This window comes from Allobosea sp. OK403 (assembly GCF_900113835.1).
Lineage (GTDB): Bacteria > Pseudomonadota > Alphaproteobacteria > Rhizobiales > Beijerinckiaceae > Allobosea.
This window is the reverse complement of record NZ_FOQV01000012.1, coordinates 17224-29475: the sequence shown is the minus strand read 5'-3', so window position 1 is coordinate 29475 and position 12252 is coordinate 17224. Positions and strand designations below refer to the sequence as shown.

Genomic DNA, 12252 nt, shown 5'->3' with positions numbered 1-12252 from the left:
GGCACGAGCATGATGCTAAAATTTGTGCCGAGACAAGAGCGTGCCGGTACAGCTTCGTCGAGCTCCAGTGCGATATTCGGCAAGCGGTCCACCTTCCTCCGCGCCGGTCCCTCACGCACACCCGAAACCCGCATGTCGCGAAGAGCCGGAATCGGCGTCATACGGATGGATCGAACGCGATGCCAAACGGACTGCGCGGAAGCTGACGTCAAGCGGTCGCCGGAAAGCGGACATCGAGCCCACGGCCTTCGGCTTGACGCTCCCGAGGCGAGGTTGAGTATTGTCCTGCCGCTAGAATGGCCTGTCATCTTTTGTCGGCGTTCAGTTCGGTGACAATGCCGGCCACTTCGCGCCAGATTTCAGACCGCGCCTGATCCCGGACGACCTGCTCGGTCGGATCAACTCGGCCTATCGGTTCTTCGCATGGGGAGCGATGCCGTTCGGTGCCCTCGGCGCGGGTGCCTTGGTCTCCTTGCTAGAGCCTACTGTCGGTCGCGCGGCGGTCCTTCATGGCCCTTACCTGTTTGGGACGATGGTGTGCGGTGGGCTACTCGTTTACGGGGTTCTCCGGCTGCGCTTCGATCGCTGACCCTCGCATCGGGTCCGCTTCTCACTTTCCAGCGACCTTCCTAACGTCTGCAAACGGGGTAGGACCGCGCCGCTCTTCCCCGAGCCGTGAGGACGCTCTGGCGGGTACCAAGCGTCCGATTCAATCCACTAGCGCGCAGGAGATGCGTGGCGATTACGCTTCGTGGCCGTGGCCTCAGCGATGCCCCGATGGCCGGCTATTCGCTGCGTGATCACGTGAGCGATATTGCCGCCGCGAGAGCGACGTTTGACCGCGAACAATCTGCCTTATGGCCTTTTCCCGAGGCGTCGCTTACGGGCCTACACCCCATCCGGGACACAGGCCCTACCGCAGAAGTTCCGCCAAGTGTGTGATGATGCGATCAGGGCGGATTTCGTTTCCCGCAGGCAGGCCGCGGCGAAGATGGTCGTGCCAAATGCCATAAATGCCGAGGCGCTGAGGAGCCGCTACTTCCCATTCGAGATTGTCGCCTACCATCCATGTTTCGCTCGGCTCAACCTCAAGGACCTGCATGGCATGCATGTAGGCTATTTCTTCGGGTTTGCCGAAGCCGTGCTCGCCTTCGATTTGGATATGGTTGAACAGAACGGCGAGATTGAAGCGGGCGATTTTGGCTCGCTGTATGTCAGTCGCGCCATTCGTAACGAGCGCCAACAGCACGCCTGCGGCTTTGAGACTTTCTATGGTTTCTCTTGCTCCTGGGAATATCCCCGTATTTCTTGCCCGGAGATCAGAGAAACGATGGCAAAACTGAACCGCAATGTCGGGCATACCCGTCAGGCCCAGAATCTGGAACGTCTGGGCAATGATCGATTCCCTGGCCTGTCGTATTCCGAACCCGGCCTTTCCCAATCGCGCTGCCTTTGCGCTCGATGTGCTTGACCAAAAAGCCTGCAATGCGGCATCGAGCCGATCGGCGACATCGGACGGGGGATGCGGCTTCAATGCCGCGGCGAACTCCTCAGCCACTTCCAACAGAATGGCCAGCCGATCACCTTCTGTAATGATCGTATCGTCGAGATCGAGAAGAATAGCCTTCGGCAACCGCATCGCAATAACTTCCTCCGAAGGCGAGAGCGATAGACGTAGATAGCCTGCGTCAATCCGCTAACCTTGGCTATGGCAGCGCGGTGGTCCGCGCCGAGTGTCCACTCTCTGGAAAGCCGCCAACGGGGAAGTTCGACCCATTGCAGACCAAGCGCTTGCTCGTTAGGCAGCATGAGCGGGGCGCCGCGTTGCTAACGGACAGGCGACGAACTTGATTGATATCGATAGTGTCAAAGCGGTTGCGCAAAAGGCAGCAATTGATGCTGGTCATGCGGTCGTAAGGCATTGGAATTCTTATCAACAAGACGTGCGTGACAAGGGCAAAACTGACGTGGTCAGCGCAGCCGACCTCGAAGCAGATCGCGTCATCTCGGCAGCTATACGCACCGCATTTCCGGATCACCGCATCCTTTCAGAAGAAGGCGCCCAAACCCATAGCTTCGACTACTCTGGTCCATTGTGGATCATTGACCCAATCGATGGCACAGCAAACTACGTCAGAGGCCACCCCTATTTTGGGATCTCCGTCGCTTTTGCGCTCGACGGCGTGGTCGTGGCAGGATGCGTCCATGCACCGGCACTAGCTGAGACTTTCGTGGCGACGAAACATGGTGGCGCGACCCTCAATGGCACGATCATCAGCCCATCTTCGCCGAATGGGCTCATCAGGTCCGTGGTCAGCACCGGCTTTCCCCATGACAAATCCGATATCGAGAAGCCGTTGCGACGCGTCAGAGCGCTCTTGGAGAGCTGCCAGGATATTCGCCGCTCCGCTTCGCCCGTGCTCGACATTGCCTACGTCGCAATGGGACGTTTAGACGCCCATACCGAGACTCTGTTTGCATGGGACGTCGCAGCAGCAGGCCTCATCGCGACCGAAGCTGGAGCGCAGCGGGGCAATCTTGAGGCCGTTCCGATCAACGTTCCGGTCGATCTCTTTGGAGGCGAAGTCGTATTCAGTGCTCCCTCCATCTTTCAGGAACTGATGGCGCAGTTGGCGTGAGCGTTATCGAGCGCAGGGCGGATGCCTGAAAGCCACCCACCGGCGACCTTCCGAGCGTCTGCAAACGGGGTAGGACCGCGCCGCTCGTCACCGAGCCGTGAGGACGCTCTGGCGGGTACCAAGCGTCCGATTCGATCCACTAGAACAATCGAACGATCCAGCTCGATCGGAAATTGCTCTGGCGGTAGCCTGGGCTGACCTGCCGGCGAGGAGACCGCTCCCTGAAAAGCAGGTTGAAGAGATAACCCTGTTCCCACCCAGGCCGGCCTGCACGCCTGTCACGCGCCAGGCTTCGCAAGCCCGACCGAATTGCGCAGGACGAGCTCGAAGGGCAGGATTTTCTGCACAGGTGCGGCCGCCTTGCCCTCGATCAGGTCGATCAGGATCAGCGCGATCTCTTCGCCGGCGCCCCGGATCGACGTCGCCGTCGCGGTGAGCGGCGGCGAGAGATCCATGGCGCTGCAACCCCTGACGCCATCATCATGGCAGGCGACGGAGATATCGCGCCCGACCACCAGCCCGTGCTGGGCGAGCGCGCGATAGACGCCGCGCGCCTGAAACACCGAGCCGCACAGAAAGGCCGTGGGCGGCGCGGGATCGCCCAGCCGCCGCATCGCGGTCTCGTAGCCGGTCGCCTCGGTCATGGAGACGAACTCGATGGCGCCGGGCGGCGGGGCAAGCCCACGCGCGGCGAAAGCGCGCTCGAAAGCGGCAGCCCTGGCGGCGACATAGCGAAACTGGGCGAGGCCGTTGATCACGACGATGCGGCGATGGCCGTAATCGAGCAGCAGGTCCGTCAACCGCTCGAAGGCGTTGTCGTTGTCGGTGTCGACGAAGGAGAAAGGCTCCTGCGCCTCCGTGCGGCCATGGACCACGAAGGGCAGGCGCAACGCATTGAGCAGGGCGATGCGCGGATCCCTGACCAGGGGGCGGGTGATGATCACGCCGTCGACCGATTTGGACGAGGCGAGCTTGCGCAGGACGCTGGCCTCGTCATCCTCGAAAGGCGACAGCAGCAGGTTGTAGTTGCGCGCGGTGACGGCCGTCGAGATTCCAGCCAGGACATCGACGAAGTTCGTTTCCGGGAGCTGGAGGCGCTGCAGCGGGAAGACCAGGCCGATGGTCTCCGTCCGGCCCGTCGCGAGGCCGCGCGCACGCGCATTGGGACGATAGCCCGCCGCCTCCGCCGCCGCGATCACGCGGCGGCGCGTCGCTTCGGGGATGCCGGGATGCGCGCGCAGGGCACGGCTGATGGTCGATTGCGAGAGGCCGAGCGCAAGGGCCAGGCTCTTCAGATCGGCGGTATCCTGATGCAAGCGCTTGCCTTTCGTCATCGCAAGGTTGGGCATCGAGAAGCCAAACCCCTGTGTTCAACGGCAAATCTAGCTTGAAATTACCACAATTGACAAATGCTATCGGCGCCTTATCATGCAAGCGCTTGCACAATACACTGGCCAACAGTGAAGCCTGGGAGGAATTCTGATGAGGTTTGCGACGATCGCCCGCCTGTGGCTGCGCCGGCCGCTGCTTGCCGCGACGATTGCGCTCGGCATCCTGTCCTCGGGCGCCAGCGGCGCCCGGGCGGTCGAGATTCAGTACTGGCAATATGTCTTCGACACCCGCGTCCAGGCGATGAGCGAGGTGATCAAGCAGTTCGAGGCCGAAAATCCCGGGATCACGGTCAAGCAGGTCACCTTTCCCTATGCCGACTATCAGACGCGCCTGATCGCGGCGAAGGCAGCGGGCCGCGGACCAGACGTGATGCAGCTCTTCTATGGCTGGCTGGACACCTTCATCGCCGGCAAGCTGGTGCAGCCTTTGCCGAAGGCCAGCTTCAAGGATGCCGAGATCGAGCGCGACTTCTTCCCGATCGTCTCGGCGATGAAGCGCGGCGGGCAGTATTACGGCCTGCCGACGGCGGTGCGCAGCATGGCGCTGTTCTACAACAAGGACCTGTTCCAGAAGGCGGGGCTCGATCCGGACAAGCCGCCGCAGACGCTGGACGAACTGGTGGCGGCCGCCAAGGCGATCACCAGGCGCGATGCGGCAGGTAACTTCCAGCAAGTCGGCATGGCGCTCGATATCGCACGCCAGGACCACAACTGGTGGCGCGAGATTCTCGTTCGCCAATATGGCGGCGAATCCTACAGCGCTGACGGCAGCAAGGTCGCCTACAACAGCGAGGCCGGCGCCAAATCGCTCGAATTCTACACCGGACTGCAGAAGCTCCATCGCATCGGGCAGGAAGGCTTCATGGATGAAGGCCAGGCCGCCTTCCGCGGCGGGCTCGCCGGCATGGTGATCGACGGCACCTTCCGCATCGCCTCCTACAAGACGATCCAGGGCTTCAAATGGGGCGTCGCGGAGCTGCCGACGCAGGACGGCAGGAAGGCGAATTTCGGCAGTTATTTCGCCAACGCCATCGGCGCTTCGGCGACCGGCGAGAAGCTCGCCGCCGCCGAGAAGTTCCTGGCTTTCGTCTCGTCGGAGAAGGCGATGACGGTCTGGCTCGACAAGGTCGGCGAATTGCCGGCCCGCCGCGCTGTGGCGCTGACGGAGGCCAACATCAAGGACCCGATCTATGGCCCGTTCATCCGCGGCCTGGAGTATGCCGCGACGCCACCGATGGTGGACGAGGCGGCCCAGCGCCAGGTCTCGATCGACATGATCAACGCCGTGCTCCTGAAGAATACGCCGATCAAGGAGGCGCTCTCGGCGGCCGCCACGCGCGAGCAGGCGATCCTCGACAAGTTCAAGGGCAAGTAAGGGGCCGATCGATCCGCGAGCAACAGGAGGACCGCGCATGACCGCGCTGCCATCGCCCCGGAGCGCCGGCCTCAGTGGCCCCTGGGGAAGGCTGTCGATCGCGACGAAGCAGATCGTCTGGGCCTGGACGTTCCTCGCCCTGCCCGTCCTGTTCTTCGCCGCCGTTCGCTTCTACCCGACGCTGCAGGGGTTCTATCTCTCGCTGACCGATTGGGACCTGCTCAACGAGGCCCGCTTCATCGGGCTCGACAATTACCGCAAGCTCTTCGCCGATCCCGTTTTTTGGCAGGTGTTCCGCAACACCTTCGCCTATCTCGTTTTCGGCACGCCGATCGCGATCGTCCTCTCCTTCGTCATCGCCTATTATCTCGACCGCGTCACCGTCCTGCACGGGCTGATCCGCGCGCTGTATTTCCTGCCCTATCTGACGACCGCCGCGGCGATGGCCTGGGTCTGGCGCTGGTTCTACCAGCCCCCGCCGATCGGCGTGATCAACAGCATCCTGGGCTCGCTCGGCCTCCCGGCCCAGCCCTTCCTGCGCTCGATCGAGCAGGCCCTGCCAGCGATCATGCTGACCGCGATCTGGGCGCATCTCGGCTTCCAGATCATCATCTTCATGGCGGGGCTGCGCGCCATCCCGACGAGCTATTACGAGGCCGCGCGCATCGACGGGCTGGGCGAAGGCGCGATCCTGCGGCGCATCACCATTCCGCTGCTGAAGCCGACGACGGTGTTCCTCGTCGTGTTCTCGTCGATCGGCTTCCTGCGGATCTTCGACCAGGTCTACAACATGACCAGCAACGATCCCGGCGGGCCGCTCAATTCGACCAAGCCGCTGGTGCTGATGATCTATCAGACCGCCTTTTCCTCCTACCAGATGGGCTATGCCGCGGCGCAGACCGTGGTGCTGTTCGTGATCCTGTTCTCGATCTCGATGGCGCAGCTCTGGATCCTGAGGAGCCGCTGAGATGAGCACGCAGACGCAGCCCCTGCAGGCCTATGGCAATCTGCGCCCCGGCCGCATCGTCGCCTGGACGATCCTGTTCCTCGGCGGCGTGGTCATGATCACGCCGCTGCTCTTCATGTTCTCGACCTCGCTGAAATCGGCCGGCCAAGTCTACGATTTGCGCCTGATCCCGGACCAGCCGACGCTTGCCAACTACGTCAAGGTGCTGTCCGACGGGCGCTTCGTGCGCTGGTTCGCGAACTCGACGATCATCGCCACCGTCGTCACCCTGTCCTGCCTGTTCTTCGACAGCCTCGTCGCCTACACCCTCGCCAAATTCGCGTTTCCGGGCCGGCGCCTCGTCTTCCTGGCGATCCTGTCGACGCTGATGATCCCGACCGAGATGCTCGTCATCCCGTGGTATCTGATGGCCAGCAAGCTCGGCTGGATCGACAGCTATCTGGGCATCATGTTCCCGGGCCTGGTCACCGCCTTCGGCGTCTTCCTGATGCGGCAGTTCTTCGAGACCGTGCCGAACGATTTCCTGGAGGCGGCGCGGGTCGACGGGCTCAACGAGTTCGCGATCTGGTGGAAAGTGGCGCTGCCGCTGGTCACGCCCGCGCTCTCGGCGCTGGCGATCTTCACCTTCCTCGGCAACTGGACGGCCTTCTTCTGGCCGCTGATCGTGACGACCGATCCCTCGCTCTACACGCTGCCGGTCGGCCTCTCCAGCTTCGCGGTCGAGCAGTCGATTCAGTGGGAGCTGATCATGACCGGCGCGGCGCTCGCCACCCTGCCGACGCTGGCGATCTTCCTGTTCTTCCAACGCTACATCGTGCGCGGCGTCATGCTCGCCGGAGTCAAGGGCTGATCCATGGGTTCACTGCAGATCAACGACCACTCGCGCTTTCCCGATCCGGTCTATCGCGAGACGGTGCTGAAGCCGCTCTTCGACGGCGCCCGCCATTTCCACGCGCAGGCGCTGCGCCGCATCGATCGCGCGCATCTCGTCATGCTGGTCGAAACCAGTATCCTCGATGCAAACCAGGGCGCGGCGATCGCGCGTGCGCTGCAGGCGATGGAGCGGGAGATCGATCCGGCCGCCCTCGCCTATGGCGGCGATGTCGAGGACTACTTTTTCTACATGGAGCGCGAGCTCAAGCAGCGCACTGGGGCCGATATCGGCGGCCGGCTGCACACCGCCCGCTCGCGCAACGACATCGACCACTGTTTTCTCAAGCTCGACCTGAAGCCGCGCATCGACGGCTTGCTCGCTGCATGCCGCCGCCTGCTGGCGGGGCTGGTCGCGGTGGCGACACGCGACCGCGACGTCCTGATCGTGGCCTATACCCATGGGCAGCCGGCCCAACCCACGACCTATGGACATTATCTCGGCGCGATCATCGAGGTGCTGATCCGCGATATCGAGCGGATCGAGGCGGCGCGCGCGATCGTCGATCTGAGCCCGATGGGCGCGGCCGCGATCACAACGTCGGGCTTCCCGATCGACCGGCATCGCGTGGCCTGGCTGCTCGGCTTCGCCGCTCCGCTGCAGAATGCCTATTCCTGCATCGCGGCCACCGACTACCTGACCTCGACCTACAGCGCCATCGGGCTCCTGTTCCTGCATCTGGGCCGGCCGATCCAGGATTTCCAGTTCTGGTCGAGCTTCGAGGTCGGCCAGCTCTATCTGCCCAACGCCTTCGTGCAGATCTCCTCGATCATGCCGCAGAAGCGCAATCCGGTGCCGTTCGAGCATTTGCGCCATCTCGCGAGCCAGACCTGCGGCCGTGCGCGCGCCGTCGTCGACGTGATGCACAACACGCCCTTCACGGACATGACCGACAGCGAGGCCGAAACCCATGAGATGGGCTACCAGGCTATAGACGCCGGGCTGCGCGTGCTCGACCTGATGACCGCGACGATCGAGGCGGGGCGGATCGACCCCGACCGGGTCGCCGTCAATCTCAGCCGGTCCTGTGCCACGATCACGGAGCTGGCGGATTGGCTGGTGCGCAGCGAAGGGCTGTCCTTCCGGCTCGGCCATGAGATCGCCGCCGATGTCGCGCGCGCCGTCGTGGCGATGGCGGGCGACCTTCCCACCGACGGCTTTGGCGCCTTCAAGACGGCCTTCGAGCATCATGTCGGCCGCTCGCCTTCCGCCGATGCGGCGCAATTCGCGCGGATGGTCTCGCCCGAGCATTTCGTCGCGGTGCGGGACCGTTTCGGCGGTCCCGCACCCGCAGCGCTCGACCGCGCGCTCGACGGTTATCGCGCGGCGTTAGTGGGTTTCGAGACAAAAGCCCAACAAATCGCCGCGCGTGAGGCGCAAGCCGCAGCCGAGCTCGACCGCCGCACATTCGAGATTGCGGAGGGTGCATGATGGCACGCATCGAGCTGCAACAGATCGTCAAGCGCTACGGCACCGTCACCACCGTCCGCGGCATCGACCTCACCATCGAGGACGGCGAATTCGTCGTTCTCGTCGGCCCCTCCGGCTGCGGCAAATCGACGACGCTGCGGATGATCGCGGGGCTGGAGCCGATTTCGGGCGGCACGCTGCGCATTGGCGGCGAGGTGGTCAACAACCACGAGCCGAAGCACCGCAACATCGCGATGGTGTTCCAGAACTACGCGATCTACCCGCATCTGACGGTGGCGCAGAATATCGGCTTCGGGCTCTACACGTCGAAGCTCTCCAAGGCGCAGAAGCAGGCCCGCATTCGCGAGACTGCCCGCACGCTCAGCCTCGAGCCTTATCTCGACCGGCGGCCGGCTGCGCTATCGGGCGGGCAGAGGCAGCGCGTCGCCATCGGCCGCGCCATGGTGCGCGATCCCGTGGCCTTCCTGTTCGACGAGCCGCTGTCCAATCTCGACGCCCAATTGCGCGGGCAGATGCGCCTGGAAATCAAGCAGCTGCATCAGCGCCTGGGCAGCACGATCGTCTTCGTCACGCATGATCAGGTCGAGGCCATGTCGCTGGCCGACCGCATCGTCGTCATGCGCGACGGCTCCATCCTGCAGGTCGGTTCGCCGATGGAGCTCTACAACCGGCCGGCGGACATCTTCACCGCGCGCTTCATCGGCACGCCCGAGATGAACATGATCGACGCCGTCGCGACGGGTGGCGGGCTTACGCCCGAGGCCAACGGCGCCGCAGTCGATCTCTCCCGCGTCACGGGGCTGCCGCCGCTCGCGCCCGGCCAGACCGTCATCCTCGGCATCAGGCCCCACGAGCTGCAGCTGCTGTCCGGGGGCGAGGCCCCCTTCCCCATCCGCATCGAAGGCAAGGTGCGGGTCTGCGAGCCGCATGGCCCGGAGACCTTCGTGCTGCTGGACCTGCCGCAGGGCAGCGTGGTGGCGCGCGCGCCGGCGACGGCCTCCTTCAGGCCCGGCGAGACAGTCGCCTTCGGAGCCCAGACGGCAGCCTTGCGTCTCTTCGACAAGCAGACCGGGATGCGGATCGGCAGCGCCTAGAGGCTTCTGTCCCGACCACCCATGCACCATCATTCCGGGCGCAGCCCTCGGGTCCGGAATGACGGCGCGGGCGATAGTGCGCGATCGGAAATCTTTGATATCGCTCGGTTCATTTGAGGCCAGGCTCCTCAGGATGAGGGCGGGCTCTAACCATCTCCGGCGTCAGCCCAGTGGTTGCCCAGGGCCAGCTCGCGTGATGATTTGCAGCTCGCACGATAGCTTGCCTGAAAAGCCGGCTTGCCCGATGCCGGCGATGCGCCACAACCAGACACTGGAAGATCGCCCGAAACCGGACATTCCTTGTGTGCCGCCGAAGGTCAGCTCCCGACCCATCTGGGACTGCGGCGAGGTCCGCTTCCAGGCGGGCCGATCGACCCGAAAGGTGAGGCCGCGACTGGACCGTCCGCTTGCCGGCGGATGTCCCGAAAAGCGGGATGATCTTCGGAGCGGCTGTTGCCGATCGTGTTACTTCGTCGGCAGAGTGCGCGCGGTGAGCTTGTTTCCGTCCGGATCGCGAAGATAGGCGACGAAGGCTCCGTTCGGGCGCTCGCTGGGTGGGCTCTCGATCGCCATCCCACCCTGCGTGGTGCCGGCCTTATGCCATGCGAGAACATGGTCACGGCTCGCAGCGGCGATACCGATAGTCCCACCGTTGGCCGCGGTCGCTGGATTGCCGTCGATCGGCTTCGTGATCATCAGCCGACCGCCCTTGTGGACATAGATCAGCCTGCCTCTGGCATCGATCTCGCCAGGCTCGCCTCCTAACGCGGCAAATGTCGCGTCGTAGAAATCTCGAGCCCGCTCCAGGTCGTTGCTGCCGATCATGACGTGAGTGAACATAGTTTTATCTCCAAAGAGGGCCTGTGCGAGATCATCGAGCGCGGAGACGAGCGGCTGACCGCATGGCTAGGCGGTCCATCCGCCGTCGATGGTCAGGCTAGCGCCGGTCATGTAGCCGGCTCCACGGCCCGTCAGCCAAGCGACCAAGTCGGCGATTTCATCCGGCTTGCCGATGCGGCCCAGCGGCAGCTTGGGAACGATATACGCCATCAGGTCAGCGGTCATATCCGTTTCCACCGGGCCGGGCTGAACGTTGTTGATGGTGATCTGGCGGGGTGCGAAGTCGAGCGCGGCGCCGCGCACCAACTGGGCCACGGCGGCCTTGGTCATGGCGTAGACGCTGGAACCGGGCGAGCCGATCCGGTCGGCGGTGTTGCTCCCGATGGTGACGATACGCCTCCCCTGCAACAGGTGGGGGGCAGCGTAGCGGATCGCGGCGAACACCCCGCGCACATTGATTGCCAGCATGCGGTCGAAGTCGTCCATGGCGAACTGATCGATGGCGCCGCCCATCAGCATGCCGGCGTTGACGACCAGCACCTCTGGCTTGCCGAAGCGCTCGACAGCGGCCTCGACCGCCAGGCGCACGGCCTCGGGATCAGCACTGTCAGCCCGAATGGCAAGCGCCGTCCCGCCGCCCGCTTCGATGTCCTGGATCAGCGCGGCGGCTCGATCCGGCGCGCTGACATAGGTGAAGGCGACGGGGCGTCCCTCGGCGGCGAGGCGACGCACGATGGCGGCGCCTATGCCGCGCGCGCCGCCGAAAATCAGGGCTGGCGCGGAGGGGGAGAAAGTGGCGGTCAAGTGCGATCCCCATTATTGACTGATTGGTCCTAAATTCATCCTTCATTCCGGACCGTTCAGTCAAGGGCATTCTGGACTGATCGATCAAAATTGGTAGAATGCGACCATGGCCAGACCTACCGAGTTCGATCGAGACGAGGCGATCGCCAGCGCGATCAAGGTGTTCGCGCGCCAGGGGTTCGAGGCGGCCTCGACCAGCGACTTGCTCGAAGGTATGGGCATCGCCCGGCAAAGCCTCTACGGCGCCTTCGGAGACAAGCGCGGCCTGTTCCTGGAGGCCCTGCGCCGCTACGCGGCCGGCTCAGTTGCGCAGATGCGCGAGGCCCTTGCGGAAGGGACGGCGGCCGAAGGCATCGAGGCGGCCCTGCTGGTCGGGTTGGGCTCCAGCGACGATGTCGAAAGCGGCTGCCTGGGGGTGGGGTCGGTTGTCGAGTTCAGCCGCTCGGACCCGGAGATCAACGCCCTCAATGACGCCGCCGGCGAGACGGTAGTCGCGGCCTTCTCTGCCAGAGTTCGCGATGGTGTCGAGGCCGGCGAACTTGACGCGGGGCTCGACACCGACGCTGTCGGCCGGATGCTGCTGGTCCTGCGTTCGGGCCTCAAGGTGGCGGCGCGTGGCGGCGCCAGCGAGTCTGAACTCCGCGACGCCGCCCGTCTGGCGCTGCGCGGCCTGACCTCAATAAGATCTAGCAGCGAGTGTCGCTCTCCACCCTAACTCGGCCCTTGGACGCGCGCTTCGGCGGCAGTCGGCCCTACGCCAACAGCGAAAGCTGGGCGATT

11 protein-coding genes are annotated in these 12252 nt (G+C 64.1%); 7 read left to right on the top strand and 4 right to left on the bottom strand.

From position 1 onward, the window contains the following. Positions 1-913: 913 nt before the first annotated feature. Positions 914-1639, bottom strand: coding sequence for an HAD family hydrolase (locus tag BMZ97_RS26255; RefSeq protein ID WP_092176938.1), 726 nt, complete (start codon positions 1637-1639; stop codon positions 914-916). Positions 1640-1847: 208 nt separating this feature from the next. Here BMZ97_RS26255 and BMZ97_RS26250 point away from each other — a divergent pair, with 208 nt between their 5' ends. After that, entirely contained in the window at positions 1848-2639 is a 792-nt protein-coding gene (locus tag BMZ97_RS26250; RefSeq protein WP_092176935.1) for an inositol monophosphatase family protein, read from the top strand. Between the two features lie 278 nt (positions 2640-2917). On the opposite strand, the gene BMZ97_RS26245 is transcribed toward BMZ97_RS26250, so the two are convergent. After that, positions 2918-3988, bottom strand: coding sequence for a substrate-binding domain-containing protein (locus BMZ97_RS26245; protein WP_092176932.1), 1071 nt, complete (start codon positions 3986-3988; stop codon positions 2918-2920). Positions 3989-4121: 133 nt separating this feature from the next. On the opposite strand from BMZ97_RS26245, the gene BMZ97_RS26240 reads away from it, so the two are divergent. The 5 genes from BMZ97_RS26240 to ugpC are packed head-to-tail and all read left to right on the top strand — an operon-like array spanning position 4122 to position 9828. Beyond that, the gene (locus BMZ97_RS26240) at positions 4122-5405 is read left to right on the top strand and encodes an extracellular solute-binding protein (RefSeq protein WP_092176929.1); all 1284 of its coding nucleotides are present in this window, start codon (positions 4122-4124) and stop codon (positions 5403-5405) included. 37 nt (positions 5406-5442) lie between these two features. Next, the gene (locus tag BMZ97_RS26235) at positions 5443-6372 is read left to right on the top strand and encodes a carbohydrate ABC transporter permease (RefSeq protein WP_092176926.1); all 930 of its coding nucleotides are present in this window, start codon (positions 5443-5445) and stop codon (positions 6370-6372) included. Between the two features lies 1 nt (position 6373). Next, positions 6374-7222 (top strand): carbohydrate ABC transporter permease, encoded by an 849-nt coding sequence (locus tag BMZ97_RS26230; protein ID WP_092176923.1) that lies wholly within the window; start codon positions 6374-6376, stop codon positions 7220-7222. A 3-nt stretch (positions 7223-7225) separates the two neighbouring features. Next, positions 7226-8734 (top strand): argininosuccinate lyase, encoded by a 1509-nt coding sequence (locus BMZ97_RS26225; RefSeq protein WP_092176920.1) that lies wholly within the window; start codon positions 7226-7228, stop codon positions 8732-8734. Next, positions 8734-9828 (top strand): ABC transporter ATP-binding protein, encoded by a 1095-nt coding sequence (gene ugpC, locus BMZ97_RS26220; RefSeq protein ID WP_092177172.1) that lies wholly within the window; start codon positions 8734-8736, stop codon positions 9826-9828. The genes BMZ97_RS26225 and ugpC overlap by 1 nt, the downstream gene beginning before the upstream one ends. Positions 9829-10293: 465 nt before the next feature. Here the strand turns inward: ugpC and BMZ97_RS26215 are convergent, their stop codons facing one another. Then, on the bottom strand, positions 10294-10668 hold the full coding sequence (locus tag BMZ97_RS26215; protein WP_092176917.1) for a VOC family protein: 375 nt from the start codon (positions 10666-10668) through the stop codon (positions 10294-10296). 66 nt (positions 10669-10734) lie between these two features. Next, the gene (locus tag BMZ97_RS26210) at positions 10735-11472 is read right to left on the bottom strand and encodes an SDR family NAD(P)-dependent oxidoreductase (protein ID WP_210188338.1); all 738 of its coding nucleotides are present in this window, start codon (positions 11470-11472) and stop codon (positions 10735-10737) included. A gap of 106 nt (positions 11473-11578) precedes the next feature. Between BMZ97_RS26210 and BMZ97_RS26205 the strand changes: the two genes are divergently transcribed. Then, on the top strand, positions 11579-12187 hold the full coding sequence (locus tag BMZ97_RS26205) for a TetR/AcrR family transcriptional regulator (RefSeq protein WP_092176913.1): 609 nt from the start codon (positions 11579-11581) through the stop codon (positions 12185-12187). Positions 12188-12252 lie beyond the last annotated feature (65 nt).